Annotated in this window: 22 protein-coding genes; 9 read left to right on the top strand and 13 right to left on the bottom strand. The window is 56.8% G+C overall.

Going from position 1 to position 16,553, the window contains the following annotated elements:
- Nucleotides 1–104 precede the first annotated feature (104 nt).
- From HB633_RS31065 to HB633_RS29270, 4 genes are all read right to left on the bottom strand, one after another.
- On the bottom strand, nt 105–236 hold the full coding sequence (locus HB633_RS31065) for a hypothetical protein (protein WP_255581270.1): 132 nt from the start codon (nt 234–236) through the stop codon (nt 105–107).
- Between the two features lie 1,233 nt (nt 237–1,469).
- The gene (locus HB633_RS29260) at nt 1,470–1,757 is read right to left on the bottom strand and encodes an addiction module antidote protein (RefSeq protein ID WP_213781615.1); all 288 of its coding nucleotides are present in this window, start codon (nt 1,755–1,757) and stop codon (nt 1,470–1,472) included.
- Nucleotides 1,754–2,056: a type II toxin-antitoxin system RelE/ParE family toxin gene (locus tag HB633_RS29265; RefSeq protein ID WP_213781616.1), complete on the bottom strand. Its 303-nt coding sequence runs from the start codon at nt 2,054–2,056 to the stop codon at nt 1,754–1,756. The genes HB633_RS29260 and HB633_RS29265 overlap by 4 nt, the downstream gene beginning before the upstream one ends.
- Before the next feature lie 113 nt (nt 2,057–2,169).
- On the bottom strand, nt 2,170–4,197 hold the full coding sequence (locus HB633_RS29270; protein WP_213781617.1) for a ParB/RepB/Spo0J family partition protein: 2,028 nt from the start codon (nt 4,195–4,197) through the stop codon (nt 2,170–2,172).
- A gap of 210 nt (nt 4,198–4,407) precedes the next feature.
- Here HB633_RS29270 and HB633_RS29275 point away from each other — a divergent pair, with 210 nt between their 5' ends.
- Both HB633_RS29275 and HB633_RS29280 read left to right on the top strand, forming a co-directional pair.
- A complete protein-coding gene (locus HB633_RS29275) occupies nt 4,408–4,824 on the top strand; it encodes an antirestriction protein (protein WP_213781618.1) in 417 nt (138 codons plus the stop codon).
- Between the two features lie 347 nt (nt 4,825–5,171).
- The gene (locus tag HB633_RS29280; protein WP_213781619.1) at nt 5,172–5,444 is read left to right on the top strand and encodes a transcriptional regulator; all 273 of its coding nucleotides are present in this window, start codon (nt 5,172–5,174) and stop codon (nt 5,442–5,444) included.
- A gap of 40 nt (nt 5,445–5,484) precedes the next feature.
- Here HB633_RS29280 and HB633_RS29285 read toward each other — a convergent pair whose 3' ends face one another.
- Both HB633_RS29285 and HB633_RS29290 read right to left on the bottom strand, forming a co-directional pair.
- Nucleotides 5,485–6,090, bottom strand: a complete 606-nt coding sequence (locus tag HB633_RS29285) for an LPD29 domain-containing protein (RefSeq protein WP_213781620.1) — start codon at nt 6,088–6,090, stop codon at nt 5,485–5,487.
- Nucleotides 6,083–6,307 carry a hypothetical protein gene (locus tag HB633_RS29290; protein ID WP_213781621.1) on the bottom strand — a complete coding sequence of 75 codons (225 nt, stop codon included), beginning with the start codon at nt 6,305–6,307 and terminating at the stop codon, nt 6,083–6,085. The genes HB633_RS29285 and HB633_RS29290 overlap by 8 nt, the downstream gene beginning before the upstream one ends.
- A 474-nt stretch (nt 6,308–6,781) precedes the next feature.
- On the opposite strand from HB633_RS29290, the gene imuA reads away from it, so the two are divergent.
- Nucleotides 6,782–7,492 carry a translesion DNA synthesis-associated protein ImuA gene (imuA, locus tag HB633_RS29295; RefSeq protein WP_213781622.1) on the top strand — a complete coding sequence of 237 codons (711 nt, stop codon included), beginning with the start codon at nt 6,782–6,784 and terminating at the stop codon, nt 7,490–7,492.
- 19 nt (nt 7,493–7,511) lie between these two features.
- Nucleotides 7,512–7,841 carry a hypothetical protein gene (locus HB633_RS29300; protein ID WP_213781623.1) on the top strand — a complete coding sequence of 110 codons (330 nt, stop codon included), beginning with the start codon at nt 7,512–7,514 and terminating at the stop codon, nt 7,839–7,841.
- Nucleotides 7,842–7,979: 138 nt separating this feature from the next.
- Here HB633_RS29300 and HB633_RS29305 read toward each other — a convergent pair whose 3' ends face one another.
- The gene (locus HB633_RS29305; RefSeq protein WP_213781624.1) at nt 7,980–8,279 is read right to left on the bottom strand and encodes an H-NS histone family protein; all 300 of its coding nucleotides are present in this window, start codon (nt 8,277–8,279) and stop codon (nt 7,980–7,982) included.
- 192 nt (nt 8,280–8,471) lie between these two features.
- Here HB633_RS29305 and HB633_RS29310 point away from each other — a divergent pair, with 192 nt between their 5' ends.
- Nucleotides 8,472–8,873: a hypothetical protein gene (locus tag HB633_RS29310; protein ID WP_213781625.1), complete on the top strand. Its 402-nt coding sequence runs from the start codon at nt 8,472–8,474 to the stop codon at nt 8,871–8,873.
- A 64-nt stretch (nt 8,874–8,937) separates the two neighbouring features.
- Here HB633_RS29310 and HB633_RS29315 read toward each other — a convergent pair whose 3' ends face one another.
- The 3 genes from HB633_RS29315 to umuD form a co-directional block, all read right to left on the bottom strand.
- Complete coding sequence (locus HB633_RS29315; RefSeq protein ID WP_213781626.1) at nt 8,938–9,897, bottom strand: SOS response-associated peptidase family protein; 960 nt, start codon at nt 9,895–9,897, stop codon at nt 8,938–8,940.
- An 89-nt stretch (nt 9,898–9,986) separates the two neighbouring features.
- Nucleotides 9,987–11,258 carry a Y-family DNA polymerase gene (locus HB633_RS29320; RefSeq protein ID WP_213781627.1) on the bottom strand — a complete coding sequence of 424 codons (1,272 nt, stop codon included), beginning with the start codon at nt 11,256–11,258 and terminating at the stop codon, nt 9,987–9,989.
- Complete coding sequence (gene umuD / locus HB633_RS29325; protein ID WP_056361248.1) at nt 11,255–11,698, bottom strand: translesion error-prone DNA polymerase V autoproteolytic subunit; 444 nt, start codon at nt 11,696–11,698, stop codon at nt 11,255–11,257. The genes HB633_RS29320 and umuD overlap by 4 nt, the downstream gene beginning before the upstream one ends.
- Nucleotides 11,699–11,787: 89 nt before the next feature.
- On the opposite strand from umuD, the gene HB633_RS31070 reads away from it, so the two are divergent.
- Together HB633_RS31070 and HB633_RS29330 are read left to right on the top strand one after the other, a co-directional pair.
- Nucleotides 11,788–12,099 carry a hypothetical protein gene (locus HB633_RS31070; RefSeq protein WP_255581271.1) on the top strand — a complete coding sequence of 104 codons (312 nt, stop codon included), beginning with the start codon at nt 11,788–11,790 and terminating at the stop codon, nt 12,097–12,099.
- A 12-nt stretch (nt 12,100–12,111) separates the two neighbouring features.
- A complete protein-coding gene (locus tag HB633_RS29330) occupies nt 12,112–12,453 on the top strand; it encodes a hypothetical protein (RefSeq protein WP_213781628.1) in 342 nt (113 codons plus the stop codon).
- Between the two features lie 165 nt (nt 12,454–12,618).
- Here HB633_RS29330 and HB633_RS29335 read toward each other — a convergent pair whose 3' ends face one another.
- A complete protein-coding gene (locus tag HB633_RS29335; protein ID WP_213781629.1) occupies nt 12,619–13,053 on the bottom strand; it encodes a response regulator in 435 nt (144 codons plus the stop codon).
- 225 nt (nt 13,054–13,278) lie between these two features.
- Between HB633_RS29335 and HB633_RS29340 the strand changes: the two genes are divergently transcribed.
- Together HB633_RS29340 and HB633_RS29345 are read left to right on the top strand one after the other, a co-directional pair.
- Nucleotides 13,279–14,082, top strand: a complete 804-nt coding sequence (locus HB633_RS29340; RefSeq protein ID WP_213781630.1) for an alpha/beta hydrolase — start codon at nt 13,279–13,281, stop codon at nt 14,080–14,082.
- Nucleotides 14,083–14,094: 12 nt separating this feature from the next.
- Nucleotides 14,095–15,639 (top strand): ATP-binding protein, encoded by a 1,545-nt coding sequence (locus HB633_RS29345; RefSeq protein ID WP_213781631.1) that lies wholly within the window; start codon nt 14,095–14,097, stop codon nt 15,637–15,639.
- A gap of 52 nt (nt 15,640–15,691) precedes the next feature.
- On the opposite strand, the gene HB633_RS29350 is transcribed toward HB633_RS29345, so the two are convergent.
- Together HB633_RS29350 and HB633_RS29355 are read right to left on the bottom strand one after the other, a co-directional pair.
- Nucleotides 15,692–15,988 (bottom strand): hypothetical protein, encoded by a 297-nt coding sequence (locus HB633_RS29350; RefSeq protein ID WP_213781632.1) that lies wholly within the window; start codon nt 15,986–15,988, stop codon nt 15,692–15,694.
- The coding region (locus HB633_RS29355) for a hypothetical protein (RefSeq protein ID WP_213781633.1) at nt 15,981–16,553 on the bottom strand (573 nt) is incomplete at its 5' end. The genes HB633_RS29355 and HB633_RS29350, both read right to left, overlap by 8 nt.

Below are 16,553 nucleotides of genomic sequence, written 5' to 3' on the forward strand. Positions count from 1 at the left end.
TGGCAGCAACGGAGCCTAGGAGTGAGTTTGCCGACCGAGAAGGCTGTTACGCGGCGGCCGACTCAAACCGCCGGCGGCAGTGGACTAAATTGCTGACGTAGCAATCACACCGGCTCAACGACCGCTTCGGCCGACAACCCGCCCGCCGAATCAGAAAAGGAACGACCGTTGTACTTCGCAAGCGGCCATTGCAAGCGCGCGGTGATGACCGACTGTTGAGGGTCGATGAGAGTCAATCGCCGTTTTTCGATGTCCGTCCAGTCTTGGACATTAGGTCACTTGGCCGAGGCTATTCGAACAGCAGCTTATTCTCAGATAGGCACGGCACCGCCTCAAATGGTGGACGACGATCCGAGTCGGTTCATTCGCGTTATCCAAGGATAGGGTGATCGACCAAACGTCGATTGTTTTTGCGACGCTTTCGTGCAACTAGCGCTACTGACACGCCGACGACGGCATATCTTGCGCGAGACCGCGACAAACTCTGACGCTATCGCGTCTTCGCGATGCTGCTGGAAACATCACTGGCGACATCGTTGCAGACGGCTTTACGTTAGTAGTTTAAAGGTCTTTGTTCACCGTTTTCTTGAAAGCAGCGCCCAGTGGGCGATCCTGACGGCGTAGCCGTCGGGGATTCCAAAGGGAGCACCCCTTTGGGCACCATGTGTAAAGAAAAAGTGCGGAGCATTTTTTGTTTACACATGCAACGTGCCTCCGCATTTACCGAATCTCGCTTAAGGAATCAACATGGATGCGATTTGGACCATGCCAGACCCATAATGGCGCAATTCGAATCGTTAAGGATCGTTTAGGCTTGAGTTCGACTCGGTTCGGACGCACAATGAATGCATGTCAATTCTTTTCGGTCTTATGTCTCAATCCAATCTTGTATCGCGGCTCGAAGCCCTTGCCCGAAGCGCAGATAGTCGGTCGAAAACTGCTCGACTGCGAGATGTGTTTGAACAGGTCGAGGCCGCGCTTGACGCTGGCGTCTCACGTGCTCAGGTACTTGAGGAATTGAATCGCGATGGTTTTGAAATGACGCTCGCCAGCTTTAAATCGGCGCTTCAACGTATTAGAAAGGAAAACGCGGCATCGCTGCGAGCGGTTGGATCGGCACACATGAATGTTCCCGCGAGGCAGGAGCAATACGTTCCAAAGTCATCGGACGTAGGCATCCGGCACTCAGAACCAGTGTCACTACCCCATGACTGGATGCAGGCGAAATTGACGCCTGCGCAAAATCGATTACTCACGCCAGCACAGCGGAGAGCGCGCACGGACGCCCAAGCAGCGCAATTTTTTCCTAATCGGTTCAAACCAGAATCTGTTAAGCCGTAGGTTAAAAATTGGAAAAAGGCAAAAGCAAAAAAGTTTTGCAAGAAGGCGGTTCTGCAGTCTCGGTTCGATGGCGAAAAGCGCTTAATTTTTCCGACACCAAACGCAGACGCTTCGATTCAAAGTTAAATTCATGCGTGGACTTTCGCCGTTAAGTCGATGCCCAAAGCCTTCATCACTGCCAGCGTCGTTTTCAATGTTGGATTGCCCGTCTCGCTAAACGAACGATAGAGCTGCTCCCTTGAAAGTCCCGTATCGTTTGCGATTTGCGCCATTCCTTTCGCGCGCGCAACGATTCCAAGTGCTTTTGCAATATAGGCGGCGTCGCCGGTCTCTAGAGCGTCCGCCATAAAAAAGGCAATTTCTTCACTGTTTTCCAGCGCGGCGGCTGGATCATAGGTCGTGAGTTTTTCGGTCATCTTTCATCCCATTCCTGAGCCAGTTTTTTCGCCATCGCAATATCGCGCGCCTGCGTGCTCTTGTCTCCTCCACACAACAGGACAACCAAGATTACGCCGCGCTGCTGAAGATAGACCCGATAACCGGGACCATGATCAATTCGAAGCTCGCTTACGCCGCTACCGACCGGCTTGATGTCGCCGGGCAGTCCAGCCGCCAAACGAGCAAGGCGTGTTGCAATGATGGTGCGCGCTCTCCGATCTTTCAGCTTCGATTCCCAAAGGCGAAAGGTCTCAGTCTGTTTGATCTCGAATGTCATGTCCGTAATTGTAGTTTATAAACTACTTTTGCGCAAATGGTGAGTAGGTGACCCAACAAAAACGCACCCGATTCCTCTGGGTGCGCCATCATTGGTCATGCTTTCATCGTCGATCAGTACGGGATGTCGTTGCTCTCTATGTCAGCCACTTCATCGTTCTGGTGATCGTCGGCAGCACCGTCCAACGTATTCCGCTTCGCCAGCACTTCCGGAAGCCAGCCCGTACCGGCAAGGTGAAGCTCGGCGGTCGCTGCGGCATCGCCCTTCTTCATCGCAGCGAGCGGCGCAGCGGCTTCGGGGGAAACTGCTGTCGATACGACTTCCGCAATTCGCGCCTTCGATACGTGGTTCAGATAGCTACTCTGCGTCGGCGTCCAGTACTTGGTCATATCGACTTCGAGCAAGTCAGCAAGTGCGTTGACCGGGTGCGCGGCTTCGGTGCCGGTGACGCTGTCGAGGGTCGAAGCCACGCAGAATGCAAACAGGTTTGCCATCACGTCGTCGCTTTGTTCAACCAACCAAGGCAGCAGATTCGAGCGCTGTTTGGGCAACATCGCAGCCCACTTGCTACGCTCGGCATCGATCTCCTGCCATGCGGCGCTCGCTTCCATGTCGTCAGCCTCGCGCAGCAGCTTGTCGTGTGAACACGTGGCCGATACATGTACGCCGGTTTCCTCGCCGTAGTAGTAGAGACTTGAAAACACCGTAGGGATCAACCGTTGCATGAGGACGGCTAACGCGATAGTGGGTTTGGCTGCAAGTTCAACCTGAACGGCGACAGTGCGGTGAGCCGTCAAGCGACGGCAAAGCTTGTCGCTGTGCACGGGCTTGGCCTTCTTCGGTTGATCTTGTCCATCGCCTTCATGGGCCGGGCTCGTCGCTGTGCCTCGCTTCACATATCCGCGCTCGATCACAACCTTACCGGCGTGGTTCAGCAAGACAAACGCTCCGGCGCTCGCGAGTTGCTCGGGCGTCCACGCTTCGAGTGCTTCCACGAACTGCTCACACGTGTTCTGCGCGCCGCGTGCGGCGTCCTCAAGCGCATCGCGCGTGTCGTCGTCCTCGTCGATGGTTTCATCGCTGTAGTAGGCGTCGAGGGCGCTGCTCGCCTTGTCCCGAGCCTTTTCAAGCTTGGCATACTGCACGGCTTCCTTCTTGGTCATATCGCGCGCTTGCGGCGTGATGTGGGTGTACGCGGAAAGCTCGCTGAAGTCGCGTTTCACTCGCGTCTCAACAAAGCTCCATCCTTCGGCTGAAACGTCTTGCGCGATGACCAGAAGGCGCTCAGTGGCCAGTTGTTGGAGCAACGCCATATCCGTGATGTATCCGGCGTTTGAGGACTCGCTGAACAGGTCGCGGCGCACATATCCGCCAGCGGCGATGTATGCGTCGAGCGTCACGAACGCGACCAATGGATTTTCGCTGACGTCGATTTCTTCTTCAACAATGGCCTCACGCAGGTGATACGGATCGCGTAACCACGATTGCGCCGCTTCGAACCAGAGGCGTTCTTGCTTGTCGTGGTCATCGCACAAGGCAAGCGCTTGAATCTGCTCGGTGGTCATGCCATCGTCTCGATACACGTCCAGTATCTTGGGCGATACGTTGGCGATCTTCAGGCGGCGTTGAACGGAAAGCACCGGGATGGAGAACAAAGCCGCAACATAGTCGATGCTGCGCCCTTCTTCGAGCAACAAACGAAAAGCAATCGCCTGGTCTGCCGCGTGCATGGGTTCGCGGGACTCGTTCTCGATCAGTGAAGCGGCCACGGCTTCGGCTTCAGTCAGGACCTTGATCGGGATATCCATGTCGGGACTGATCTTGCCCTGCTCCGCTAGTAACTGAAGCGCGGCGAGGCGACGCTGACCGGCGCAAACGCACAGCTTCGGGCTCTTGCCGCGTGAGCCTTTCGCCGGGTGGGCCACCAAGTTCTGTAATAGGCCTTTGGCCAAAATGCTGTCGGCCAGCCCCTCAATGCCTGATAACGCTTTACGGCGCACGTTGAGCGGCGAGACGCTTAAGCGGGACAAGGGAACAGACGCTATCGACGTTTCAACATAGTTCGTCTCCAATAAAGATTCGACTGCATTAGAAACCTGTGCATCATCGGCTACGGCAACATGAATTGAACGATCATCCATTTTGAATCTCCAGTGTCCGGGCCTTAGCGGTCTTGCTTGGCCCGAGTTATTATTATAATCGAGCTCATTTATAACTTTGATTATCTTTATAAGACAAATTGTAAACGTTAAGTTACACAAATATCATTTAAAGTCTTCAATCGATTTAGCAGTATGTTTATAATTCTTATTAGGCCGAGCACCGTGCTAAGGCCACTCTGGAGTATGAACATGTCATCAAATACTGATGCTGCTGTCGTTGCGTCCGTTGTTCCCAGCCACCAACGGTCTGCGTTTCTCCCTTCTCACTTAGGTCGGCATACGATCATCGGTGAAGCGTTAGTCTTCGGTTGGCTTGACCGTCTTTGCATTGACTATAATGGAGGTATGTGGGATTTTTATTCTCTGTCAAACGGTGGGTTTTATATGGCTCCAATAGATAAAAAGCCATTTAAAATCGATGTACCGACTAACGGTTTTTCGGGCGAGATGAGCGCGGACGCTGCGGGTATTGTGGCGTCTTTATTTGCTCTGTGCGATTTGGCCAATCGCGCGGGTGAGGATAAAATGATCAACCAGTATCATTGGCTACGGGACTTTGCGATTGAACATGCTGAATCGCGGTTGATCATGGGCGCGATCGATTAATAACTGGTACCCCAGCCGAAAGGCTGGGGTATCCGCTCGCTTCGGCGCGGAACTCGCCCCTTTATTGCAAACTAGGGGTTAAGGGCCGCAGTTGACCACCGAGCCATTGCGCGCGCCGTCGCGCCTGGAGCGAGCGGCACGGGGACCCGCGCAATGCGTGGGGAGAGCCGCGGACCCGAAGCGAAGCGCAGGGGCGCGACAGCTGGGCCCTGAGTGTTCAACGGTACGGGGTCGTCCAGTGGCCGAAGGCCACGGTGTATCCCTCGCTTCAGCGGGGGCCGGATGCCTGAGGCAACTCAGCCTGCCGCCGATTTAAAAGTAATAGACAGTTCAGGAAGTCAACAGACATGAGCGACGTTGTTACGGTGAGACCAGAATGCTTGCGCCGCGCGGACGATGGGTGGGAGCGACCGACAGGCGCAGAGATACGCGAGATGATGCGAAAAGCCAACCTCACGGACAGCAAGGTAGCCAAGCTCGTGGGCGTATCTGCCCAGTCGGCCGGAGGGTCGCGCCGGGTACGTAAGTGGACTTCAGAAGAAAGCGACATCCCCTATGCTGCCTGGGCGTTGCTGTGTCACGCGGCAGGACTTGGCATGATCTGGATCGAAGGGGAATAAGCGCGACGCGTTTTCGTCACGCTTATTCCTGGATATAGACTTAATCTCCCTCGACGCATACCGCCGAAAAACCCGCTCCAACACTGCGGCTGTAGCCGTCGTCGTGGGTGATGAACTTGCTCGCGGCCGTCTTGCTCGGATTCACCTTGAGGCGGTCCGCGTGTTTTGCCAGTGCCTGGTGAATCATGGTTTGAACGCTGCTCGCGCCGTCCCAATGAAGCCCAGGCAATTGGATGCGGTACAGGTCCCCGGAACGGAACTGTTGAACGGTGAGACGTGTGACTCCGGCCTTTCTGAAGTTGCCGGCGTAGCGGCGGCTCACGCTTGCAATGGCGCGCTCCACCGCAGCGTCCGAATAGCGGCGGCTTGACGTGATGTAGTCGGCGCCGAACCGGACTTGCTCGCCGTCCATCATGTGGTGGATCGAGCCTTGGTAGTCGATCGAGCCATCGAAATAGGCTGCTTTGAATCCCTTCGTGATCGATTCGACTTGCGCCGCGTTCGGGCCATCGGTCCAGCTCACATCTATCGATGCGCCACCGCTGTAGGTGCTGCTACGCACGGAAAACTTAACCCCCGGAAAAGCTTCCTTCAGCGATTGGCGAATAAGCTTGGCGGTGTCGGCACAAGTAAAATATTTAGTCATCGTAGTTGTCCTTAATATTGAGTTGAAAACCTAGATCCGTGTGACGCTGACGTTCCACCACGGTGCGCCGTCGAACACCATGCGAATGCGCGTGCCATTTAAAATGGACCTCTTGGACATCGCCTTTGGCATATGCTTTTTGGTGGGCCTCGGAGGGCGCGGGAGGAAATCCCGCTTCGTTGGTGAGGTTGCTTGTGTGGGTGGTCGTTGCGCTCATAAATCCGTCCTTTGCCTGTCGTTCTGTTTCATCTGCTCTTCGGAGCCGCCTCGACGCATGTTTTGCACGGGGCGGATTCGGCACAAGGGCATGCCCGGAGGCCGCAGCGAAGCGCAGCCGCAGGCGAGCATCGAACGGGTGAGGACATGGCGCAGCGAACCCTTGTGCCGAATCCGCTTCGTGCTATGCGTCGATTAAGAGGCGGCTTTGAAGAGCAGATGGAACGCGCTTTGAACAACAGGCAAAGGATGGAGCGCGGCGACGTGGTTCCCACACATGCAACCTCACGTGCGGGAGCCGCCAGGCTCTCGCACACTTGGCGCATCGCGCCACTGTTCAAGGGTGGGTGAGCGGAAAGCGATTGGTTTGTAACTGGGTCGGTCCCGCGTCAGCCTAATTTTTTGCGTTTTCAAATTCCGCGTTCTGGCATCCGCGATCCGGTGTACGATACTGTATGGATATACAGTGCTCGCTATGAACGCCCTACCGAAAGACATCGAATCGCTACACCCAAGTCTTTGGCGAGGGACGCAATTGGCGCGTGCCCATGGGCGGACCGTGGACACGGGTTACGCAGCGCTATCAGCCGAGCTGCCTGGCGGCGGCTGGCCGTTGGGAACCATGACCGAGCTGCTTTTACAGCAGCCGGGCATCGGCGAAATGCGCCTGCTGGGTCCTGCCATGGCGGCGGTATCGGATAAGCGCTCGATTGCACTGATGGCCCCGCAGCAGGTCCCCAATGCGCACGGTTACGCCTTTATGGGCATTGATCCAGGCAAGCTGATGTGGCTGAAGGCAGCTAAATCATCCGATGCGCTGTGGAGCGCGGAGCAGATCCTGAGAGCAGGCAGCTGCGGTGCACTCGTGCTCTGGCAGCAACATATTCGCGCCGAGTCGCTCAGGCGCCTGCTGCTGGCGGCACAAAGTTCCGAGATGCTGTTTTTCGTCATGCGACCGCTGGCGCGTGCCCAGGACTCGTCGCCGGCGCCCCTTAGACTTGCTGTTCGGGGCGTCGCTGAGGGCGTCGCCGTCGAACTGATTAAGCGGAAAGGCCCCGCTGCGCCGGCGCCGATTATGGTCAAACTCTCTCCGTCGCCCAACTTGATCAGCGAGCATCGTCGCGTCCAACGGCGCACGGTCGAACTGCCCGTGCCTGCGATCGAGCACGCCGCGGTCACTGAATGACGCGATGGGGATCGATGCCATGCCCAAAACCCTCCCTGAGTTCGCGCCACTAAGCCTGAAGGAACTGCGTTCGCTTTGGAAGAAGTACCGAGGCAACGAAGATATCGAGCGGCTCGTGTTGGAAGTTCAGTTCAGCCGGGGTGTAATCAACGAAGTCGCCGACTACTTCAAGATCATTCATCGCACATGGCGACAGGAAAATTTGGGTGAATTAATCGCGATCGAAAAATTGCGGCTTTTGTTGGTCAAGCAGCACCTGCGCCAGACCGTCCTCGCCGAGATCAAGCCGGCGCCCAAGGGAACGAAGCCATCTGAGCCACCGGAGCCCGAACCTGCATTGGTCGACTGACGGGGGCCATGTCGCACATCGAGGCGGGTTCGATAAATGTTGGAACTACAACGACTTATGGGCTTTCAAGTGATGTTGTCCACAACGCTGTCCACAAATTGTGTGGACAACATCGTGGGCTCGGTATCGTGGCGAGGATCAGTCAGTGATAGCGAACTTGTCGCGATCCTGGTTCGCGATCCAGCGAGGGGGCTTGCCGCGACCGCTCCAGGTCGCGCCTGATGCGGGATCACGGTATTTCGCAGCGACAGGCGCCGATTGCTTCCGCGGGCCGCGGCTACTGCGTGGCTCAAGGTCTTCGGGCTTGACTTCGTATAGGGCCATTTGCTCGCGGATCCATTCGATCGCGTCACCGCGCTCGGCGTTTCTTAGTTCTTCAATCTGCTTTTCCAGTGCTTCACGTTGCGCAAGCAGGGCGCGGTATCCAGTGTCCGTCATTTGGGTCGTGTTTTCTTCTATGATTAGTGATGTGAGTTCGACCGATCATGGCTCCGGCCGTTCCAAAAACGAAGATACGGCAAAGCAGTTACGTGCGCCGCTCTGTGCCGATTGTACGTTGCCCAGGCCGTGTGACGGCGAAGCGCAATCGACCCTTGGACGATTCGACATTAGGTCAGGACAAAAATTAAAATGAGCACGCAACTAAGCAATCGGTGCAGGACATCCCTATACCGTATGATATTCGGTAAGCCCAACGGCAACGAGGAACGCATCGTCTTCCTGATGGCCGGCAGCCGAGAAGCTGCGTCCAGGCGGGCAACATCTGTACTTGCGGCGCTCTTTGACATCGAGCCGCCCGAAGTCTATTTGTACAACCTCGCGTCCTTCGGCGACCTGGTCGATTCGGGTGTGAGCGATGACGAAGATCTTCGTATTTTCGAACTGGGTTGGAAGGGACCAATGGTCAGTGTATGGGCTGAACACCCCCTGTTCCTGACTGACGATTCATCGCTCCTTGGCAAGTGGGCCGAACTCTACGCGGACCTCGCCGGCGCGACCGCAGTGGAAGCAATCAGACGCGCTCGCTCTTGAATGCGTCCCGCGGCCACGCTGCTGGTTGCTTCACTCGCCGAACGTATTCGCGGTTCTCCTCGGCTCAAGCGGCGAGGCGATACTCGTAATACGGCTGATGACGATCGTCGAGAATGGCGTATTGAGCCGCCAGATCGGCAGGGTCTGGATTGAGCCAGGCGTTAATGTTCTCGGGCTTGATCGGCACGATACAGCGGTCGTGACCGGCGAGCGCGATTTCCGCAGGGGGATCGTCGGTGACGGCAGCAAACGACAACAGGTCCGGCTCACCCTTGCCTGTCCACGTCGACCACAGGCACGCGATCAACATGTCCTGCGGCGGGTTCGGCTTGAACTCGAGGACGAGGTTTTCTTCTTTCTCGCCTTCAGCCAACTCACGCGCCTCAACACGGTGACGTGGTACGTTTTCATAAAACGCGCTCACCAACATCACGCCGTGTGTATATCCAAAGAGCCCCTTCCAGAACCCTTCAAGGCTGTCTTTTCGCGCATTGTACGTTCCGGGATACTTGGTGTCGTAGAACGCCGGCTTGCCGGCGGGACGACATTGATAACGCATCGGCTTCACCACAAGCTGACCATTTTCGAAAACCATCACCGGCGCGTATTGGCCGGGAAATATCCGTGAGTCACGGTCCTTCAGCTCGGTCCGGTTGAAGTCTTCCAGCTTGCCGCGGATCCAAGCGATCTTGTCGGTCGCAATCCGCTGGCTGTCGGTCGCCGCTTTGGTGGTCTTCGTCAGTAGCGTTCGCTCGGCGTCGGCCAAGCGCGTGCGCTGTTTGAACAGGTCCTCTTCAAGCTTCGCCGTTTGGCCAGCCGAAAACTCGACGATCGCTTCTTTGATGCGCGCCTCTGCATCGTTTTGCGGCAGCAGGAACGGCGCTTCCATGGCCTTCGGGATTTTCGATTTGCTGCCGCTGCGGCGGTCCCAAAACAGTCGAAAAAATTCATCGATATCGATGTCCGCGCCATAGACGTGCACGTATTTGCGATAGTCCGCGGTGATCTGAGCCGAGTAACACATGACGAATGCTCTCCATCTCCTGTTCGTGAACCATGATACCCGCGTGACCAGCGCTGGTCGAAGAGGTGATCACTTTCCAACGACCAGTCCTATCGCACGATGGGAAGTGCTGCCCAATCAGACGTGTACGCGGGACTGCGCCTGTCCTGATTCATGTGCCATGTTCTGCGCTGCCCAACTGCGCCGACCTTCAACGTTCCACGTCCGTATTTGTCGTTGATCGCATCGAGCGCAACCATCATCTTCGCCTGCCGGCTAGCATCGCGACCAAAGAGCTCGCCTTGCTCAATTGAGATCGATTGCAACTCGTGAAGCAGCACCGCGGCCTTCGCATACCGAAAACCCTCCCGATAGATCTGACGCAGCCCGAACAACGCCGAGTCGACCAGCGTCAAGGTGTCCGACGTCGGTGAAACGAGCGGAACATTGATGGCACGGCTGTATTGCGGGTCGTCGCGTTTAAACGGGCTTGTTCGGATAAAGACCTGGACCTGATTGGCGTGCAACGCTTGCCGACGCAATCGCTCGGCCGCTGTCGCGACAAATTGCGTGACGGCCTGTGTCAGTTCATCGAGGGTGTACACGACATGACCGAAGCTGCGCGAGCAAAGCACTTGCTTCTGCGGTTGCCCCGCATCTTCAAAGCCGTAGCACGCGATGCCGTTGAGCTCGAGCAAAGTCCGCTCGAGAACCACGGAAAACTGCTTGCGAATGAACGAAGGGCTCACGCGTTTGAATTGCAGCACCGTTTCGACACCCATCTCATGAAGACGCGCGCCAATCTTCCGGCCGACGCCCCAGACTTCACCGACGTCCACGCTCGCAAAGATGTTGTCGCGCTCCTCGGGCGTCAGCACGCCGATGTCACATACACCATGCCAGAGGCGGCCCACGTTCTTCTTGGCAATGTGGTTCGCCATTTTCGCGAGCGTCTTCGTGGGACCGATGCCGATGCACGTGGGAATGCCAATCCATTGCAGCACCTGAGCGCGTATCTGAAGGCCATAGGTTGTCAGGTCACAGCGAAATCCGCCCAGGTCGAGAAAGCATTCATCGATCGAGTAGATCTCCTGGACGGGCGAATACTGGCCGATTAATGACATCATGCGGTCGCTGAGATCAGCATACAGGGCGTAGTTAGAGCTGAGCGCGATAAGGCCGCTGGTGCGCTCGAGGTCGCGAATCTGAAAATACGGCTGCCCCATTCCCACTTTCAAATTTTTCGCTTCTTGCGATCTCGCGACTGCACACCCATCATTGTTGCTGAGTACGACGACAGGTTTTCCGATGAGCGACGGCCTGAAACATCGTTCGCACGAAACGTAGAAGTTGTTACCGTCGATGAGCGCAAAGGTGGTCATCGACGTTTCTGCGGATGCAGCAGCTGACGCAAATTCCACGTGACCACGCCCCACACGCTCATCTCCTGCCCTTCGACGAACGTGATCGGGGGATAAAGCGGGTTCGCCGCGTGCAGACGGACGACGCCCGAGCGTTTGTACAAGCGCTTGACCGTGAACTCGTCGTCGACGCAGGCAAGGACCACTCGACCATGCACCGGCTCGATCGAGCGATCAACGATCAGACGGTCGCCGTCAAAGATCCTGGCGTCAATCATTGAGTCCCCTTCTACCTGAAACAGAAACGTCGCGATCGGGTTGAGCACCAGCACGTCATTAAGATCGATGCGCTTTTGCGTGTGATCCTGCGCCGGACTGGGAAACCCTGCCGGCACCTTTGCCAGCACTTCGATGAGAAATGAGCCTGCGGCGTCGGCGGTAATCGGGATCGGGCGGCTCATGGACAGACAACACTGTATGGATGTACAGTATTCTATCTCGGGTTTTGAAACGCTGAATTGCCCCTATTTAGTCGATTGCGGAGGCTGTTATGGATATGCTTGTTCGACGAAAGCATCCGATGCCGGAGATGGCGGCCTTCGTTGCGGAGCTGCGAGCGGCCTTTGGCGACTCGGTCGACGAAGCGGTGACTCGAGGAAAGAACGGTGAGCCGACGTTTTACGCCCGTGAGAATGGGCGCACCGTCGGTACGCCGCCAGCAGACCATCACAACGCATGGAAGGCGTCCGAGGACGTTCGCGATCGTCACTATTGCGACGGGTGTGACGGAAGTTGCATTGGCACCCCGATCAGGTGCAGTCAGCGCATGACCCAAACGATGCAAGCCCAACAGAAACGCTAGACGAGGAGTTGCATGTTTGTAGAGAATGAACGGCGCACAGAATTGCTGTGCTTCCTGGTCGTGACTGCTGCAGCGTCGCATGGCTTGACCAGTGAATGGCGGGTTGACCACGTGGTCGAGAGTTGCCGGCTCTGGCTCAGACGAAACGCTGTAAAGATGCCGTGGCTTGAGCGAGTCAACCTGGGGCAGCTTGCACTTCGACTCGCGAGACGCGACCTGTTCAAAGCCAAGGTCGTGATCCGGCAGGCGCACGTTCAAGCTCTATTCACGGGTGAAATGGCGTTGAATCTATCGAGCACCATGGTTCAGCGCGTCTTGGCCATCTGCGCGGACGCTATTGCGCAGCGCCAGTAGCAGCGCGCAATTGCTCAGTAAAGGGCGTAAGCAATCGCACTAATGTTGCATGCCGATGGCATAGCGCATCGCTACGGTGAGCCCGTGAAGGGATCCCTCGAATCGACATGCGCGGCAGCAACGTCGCGCCGTGGCGCAACTCGACCAAACATTTCGCTAGCAGCGTCAGGTGGAATCTACTGTCAACTGTTTTAGCAATGCAACGAGTTCGCTGGGCGGCTGACCTTTTTGGCAATAAGCATCAAACTCGTGGTCCATGAGGTGACGTCGCACTTCGGTCTCGTCCAACGCGGTAAAGGCAACGATCGCAATATGACTCGTTTTTGTATCTCGGCGAATCACCAAAGCCGCTTCGAAACCCGTGCATCCCGGCATCGAAATATCCATCACGATGAGATGCGGCGTCCATGTTATGGCTACATCAACCGCCTGCCGTCCTCCGTAGGCGGTCCGGATATCGAGGTCCTCCAGTTGCAAATACATCGCCAATGCATCCGCCGCGTTTTGGTTGTCGTCTACCACTAGCACGCGAAGGCGCGTGCCTGCAGCGCTTACTCGGCGCTCGGTCCATATGCGGTTCCGTGCGATGTCCCAGTTCATACAACCTCTCCAGCAGACGTTACGTTTCATTCGTAGTTTCAGCAATTTGGAGACCCAGGAACGCCCGTGAGGATATCCACTCGAGGCCGGCTGCGAATACGAAGACAAACGACGAGAACTTTGGCAGCTGCTTTTCAACAGTTACATCAAATTCCGGCCCGGTAAAAATCACTGGCCCGTTAATGTGAAACAATGGAACACAGCAGTTTCTTGAGGTCCAAACAGATGAATATCCAATTTCGCAACAACGTACACGTCAAGGGCGACGGACCTTCAACGATCGTTTTCGCGCATGGATTTGGCTGCGACCAAAATATGTGGCGCTTTTTCTCGCCGAGCTTCGCGGCCCGATATCAGGTCATTTTGTTCGACCTAGTGGGTGGCGGCGATTCCGACCTTATGGCCTACGACCGTGCCAAGTACGGGTCCCTTCACGGTTACGCGTCAGACGTGCTGGAGATCGTCGAGGAATTCGCAACTGGCCCAGTGATTTATGTTGGACACTCGGTCAGCGCAATGATTGGCATGCTCGCTGCGATCGAGATGCCGGGTCGGTTTGCAGCTAACGTCATGATCGGGCCTTCGCCTTCGTTTATTAATGACGGCGAGTACGTCGGCGGGTTCACACGAGGTGACATCGACGAATTGCTGCAAACACTGGAAAGCAACTATCTGGGTTGGTCGAGCACGATGGCACCGGCCATCATGGGGGCCTCGAACGGCCCAGAAATGGCCGCGGAACTGACCAACAGCTTTTGTCGTACAGACCCTGAGATCGCCAAGCATTTCGCGCGCGTGACGTTTCTCGCCGATCACCGTGCGGAGTTATCCAAAGTGACTACGCCAACGCTGATCGTCCAGTCGGACGACGATCTGCTGGCGCCTGTGGGCGTTGGGCAATATATGCACGAGCGGATCGTCGGCAGCAGCCTGAGCGTGGTTCAGAACGTCGGCCACTGCCCACATCTAAGTGCGCCGGGCCCAAGCAAAGATGCTACTGAAGCTTTTCTGGCAGGCCTCGGCTTGTGAACAGGCGGCTCCATGCAGACGCTTAATTCGTTCGAGCAAGCGTACGAACACGCACCCTGTGGTCTCGTTACGACCCGGATCGACGGCACCATTGTCCGTGTGAATGCGACGTTTTGCAGTTGGTGCGGATTTGCAGCGTCTGAGCTGGTAGGTCGGCGTCGTATCCAGGATTTACTGACCATCGGCGGTAGGGTCTTCCATCAAACGCATTGGGCGCCATTGCTATTGATGCAGCGTTCAGTGGCCGAAGTTAAGCTTGATATTCGCCACAGCGCCGGCCACAAGGTGCCCATGCTGATTAATGCTTTGCGCCGAGGCGACGGCGATGTGCAGTATGACGACTTCGCTTTTGTGATCGTTACCGATCGAGATAAATACGAGCAGGAACTATTATCCACGCGTTCGAGGGCGGAAGAGGCACTTGAGGCTAAAAAGCAGGCTGAAAAGGCGCTGCAATTGATCAATCGCCGCAAGGATGAATTTCTCGCGACGCTCGCCCACGAGTTACGCAATCCGTTGGCGCCGATCCAAGCAGTCGTAGAGCTGCTCCGGAATAAGGATTTAGTCGATCCTCAAGTGCTGTGGTCGCGTGGCGTGCTTGAACGACAAGTCGCTCAGATCGCACGACTCGTCGATGACCTGATGGAAGTGTCGAGGGTGGCTGAAGGCAAGCTCGAACTGCGGCGGCAGAGAATGGATCTGGGCGACGTTATACGGCAGTCGATCGAGGGCTCGCGCGTTCTCATCGATGCGTCGGCACATACCTTGAAGTTGACGCTGCCAGCCGACCCCATCATGCTTGACGCAGATCCTGTGCGGCTGATCCAGGTGTTTCAGAACCTGGTGAACAACGCAGCAAAGTACACCCCAACTGGTGGCGCTATCGAAGTAAGCGTCGCCCGAGACGGTGACATAGCGATAGTGACAGTACGCGATAACGGAATAGGCATGTCGCCTGAGCATCTGCCGACGATCTTCGGAATATTTGCACAACTGGAACCCGGGCTCTCGCGCTCTCAAGGTGGTTTGGGTATCGGATTGTCATTGGTCGAGTCCCTCATCCAGCGACATGGCGGTACGGTCACCGCTTCGAGCAAGGGAATTGGGCAAGGAAGTGAATTCGTCGTTCGCCTGCCGATATCGGGCTCTCGGCGTGATGCGTCGCATCCGGACGCAACTTCCGATCCCCCTCGCAGCAAAAACAGGCGGGTGCTGATCATTGATGATAGTGAGGATGCAGCGCAGAGTCTTGCGATGCTGCTCGATACCGACGGCCACGAAGTCCGAACAGCACACGATGGGGCGACCGGATTAAAGCTGCTGCTTGAGTCGCCCGCAGACGCCGTTCTGTTGGACATCGGCTTACCAGATCTCAACGGGTATGAACTGGCGGAGCAGATCCGCCAACGTCCCGAAGGGCGTGAGGTCCTGTTGATCGCGCTGACGGGCTGGGGCCAGCCGCAAGACAAGATCAACGCGGAAGCTGCGGGTTTTGATCTGCACCTTACGAAACCCGTCGATTATCCGAAGCTGTTGGCTATCCTCAATCGAACCTGAAAGCGTGGCTAACATCAAAGGGCTAGATCCGCGTCTAGCTGAGTGCCGCTGCTTAAGTGACCATCCGAAACGTCACCGTAGTGAGCTTCGGCTGCCCGTGTTTCTTGATCGACGAGCGCAAGTGTTCCGCAAGCGCGGCCGACCCGTGCTCGATGGCCACCTTCACCAGGCCATCGAGCATCGTGCAAAGGTGCCGGTCCATCGCTGAAGGGGTTGCCGCGAAACTGTCCTCGCCGCCGTCGTAATAGGTCCGCGTGATGATCGCAGGCGGCACACGCTGCACATATGCGCGCACCGCCGCGAGATCCTTCGCGGTGTAGCCGTAGGTGAGCGTGAGATTTTCAGCCAAGCTTGCCCCGCTTCGGGTTCGACTTCGACTTCGGTCCGCCTGGAGGTCGCGGTCGCGGATTTGCCTGATACACGTCTAGCGCATCTTTCGCGTCGGCCATCAGATCGTCGCTGAAGGCGAGCGTGATCTGGGTGAACGCGGCCCGCGTGGCGCCCAGCATTGTGGCCAGTTGCACATCGGACGCGGACTCGCCCCACAAGACACGCTGAACTAACGCCACACCACCATACCGCGCGACCAGGCGCAGCGCGTAGCCGAGCGACGCGTTGGTCAGAATCTCGTTGCCGTACGTATCGGCGAGCGCCGTGAGGATCGCCAGCTCGACCCGATCCGGCCGCCGTACGATGGGTTCAAGTCCTGCTCGGCGCTCCGCCTCGCTCATGACCTCCTCATCAGTAAGAGGGGCCGTAAGTCCGCGGGCGGAATCCAACGCCTGCAAGCCTGTCCCCTCCCCTGCCCGGTACGCGGAAATTGCAGCGTCTAGCTGCAGGACGATAAACGCGGTTGCCGGATCGAGGGGTGCGTCCTTATCTGGCGGGGCTGCGGGCGGCGGTTGGATCATGGA

Source organism: Caballeronia sp. dw_276 (assembly GCF_018449635.1).
Classification (GTDB): domain Bacteria; phylum Pseudomonadota; class Gammaproteobacteria; order Burkholderiales; family Burkholderiaceae; genus Caballeronia.

Excerpts from the sequence above, each read along its gene's own strand:
- HB633_RS29260 (WP_213781615.1), bottom strand. The coding sequence starts at position 1,757 with ATGACCGAAAAACTCACGACCTATGATCCAGCCGCCGCGCTGGAAAAC.
- HB633_RS29265 (WP_213781616.1), bottom strand. The coding sequence starts at position 2,056 with ATGACATTCGAGATCAAACAGACTGAGACCTTTCGCCTTTGGGAATCG.
- HB633_RS29270 (WP_213781617.1), bottom strand. The coding sequence starts at position 4,197 with ATGGATGATCGTTCAATTCATGTTGCCGTAGCCGATGATGCACAGGTT.
- HB633_RS29275 (WP_213781618.1), top strand. The coding sequence starts at position 4,408 with ATGTCATCAAATACTGATGCTGCTGTCGTTGCGTCCGTTGTTCCCAGC.
- HB633_RS29280 (WP_213781619.1), top strand. The coding sequence starts at position 5,172 with ATGAGCGACGTTGTTACGGTGAGACCAGAATGCTTGCGCCGCGCGGAC.
- HB633_RS29285 (WP_213781620.1), bottom strand. The coding sequence starts at position 6,090 with ATGACTAAATATTTTACTTGTGCCGACACCGCCAAGCTTATTCGCCAA.
- HB633_RS29290 (WP_213781621.1), bottom strand. The coding sequence starts at position 6,307 with ATGAGCGCAACGACCACCCACACAAGCAACCTCACCAACGAAGCGGGA.
- imuA (WP_213781622.1), top strand. The coding sequence starts at position 6,782 with ATGAACGCCCTACCGAAAGACATCGAATCGCTACACCCAAGTCTTTGG.
- HB633_RS29300 (WP_213781623.1), top strand. The coding sequence starts at position 7,512 with ATGCCCAAAACCCTCCCTGAGTTCGCGCCACTAAGCCTGAAGGAACTG.
- HB633_RS29305 (WP_213781624.1), bottom strand. The coding sequence starts at position 8,279 with ATGACGGACACTGGATACCGCGCCCTGCTTGCGCAACGTGAAGCACTG.
- HB633_RS29310 (WP_213781625.1), top strand. The coding sequence starts at position 8,472 with ATGAGCACGCAACTAAGCAATCGGTGCAGGACATCCCTATACCGTATG.
- HB633_RS29315 (WP_213781626.1), bottom strand. The coding sequence starts at position 9,897 with ATGTGTTACTCGGCTCAGATCACCGCGGACTATCGCAAATACGTGCAC.
- HB633_RS29320 (WP_213781627.1), bottom strand. The coding sequence starts at position 11,258 with ATGACCACCTTTGCGCTCATCGACGGTAACAACTTCTACGTTTCGTGC.
- umuD (WP_056361248.1), bottom strand. The coding sequence starts at position 11,698 with ATGAGCCGCCCGATCCCGATTACCGCCGACGCCGCAGGCTCATTTCTC.
- HB633_RS31070 (WP_255581271.1), top strand. The coding sequence starts at position 11,788 with ATGGATATGCTTGTTCGACGAAAGCATCCGATGCCGGAGATGGCGGCC.
- HB633_RS29330 (WP_213781628.1), top strand. The coding sequence starts at position 12,112 with ATGTTTGTAGAGAATGAACGGCGCACAGAATTGCTGTGCTTCCTGGTC.
- HB633_RS29335 (WP_213781629.1), bottom strand. The coding sequence starts at position 13,053 with ATGAACTGGGACATCGCACGGAACCGCATATGGACCGAGCGCCGAGTA.
- HB633_RS29340 (WP_213781630.1), top strand. The coding sequence starts at position 13,279 with ATGAATATCCAATTTCGCAACAACGTACACGTCAAGGGCGACGGACCT.
- HB633_RS29345 (WP_213781631.1), top strand. The coding sequence starts at position 14,095 with ATGCAGACGCTTAATTCGTTCGAGCAAGCGTACGAACACGCACCCTGT.